This window comes from Pseudomonas viridiflava (assembly GCF_900602065.1).
GTDB lineage: Bacteria > Pseudomonadota > Gammaproteobacteria > Pseudomonadales > Pseudomonadaceae > Aquipseudomonas.
Genome location: NZ_UWFN01000177.1, coordinates 1 through 306, shown reverse-complemented (window position 1 = coordinate 306; position 306 = coordinate 1). Strand labels below are relative to the sequence as shown.

1 protein-coding gene is annotated in these 306 nt (G+C 61.1%); it reads right to left on the bottom strand.

Annotation, left to right across the window (positions count from 1 at the left end):
- Positions 1-95: 95 nt before the first annotated feature.
- Positions 96-306, bottom strand: a 211-nt coding sequence (locus EE949_RS09080) for an outer membrane protein transport protein (protein ID WP_206335701.1), incomplete at its 5' end; no start/stop codon positions are given.

Sequence of the window (306 nt, the reverse complement as noted above, 5' to 3'; positions counted from 1 at the left end):
CATCCGAGCGGACGCTGAGCATTTACCGAGCGCAAAAAAAGCCCGCACTCCCTAAGGATGTGCGGGCTTTTTTTCAGCCGGTTTTCAGTCGTCCATCAGAAGCGATAGGTGACCGAAGTGCCGACGCCGTGCGCGGTGTTGCGGAAGTCCGCGCTGTACGAGCCTTTGGTGGCGCTGCTGTTGCGGGTCTTGGCTTCATCTTCACGCAGGTACGAGTACGCTACGTCGATGGTCAGGTCGTCGGTCGGGCTCCAGCCGGCACCGAAGCTGACGATCTTGCGGTCGCCGGTCGGGATGCGTGGAGAG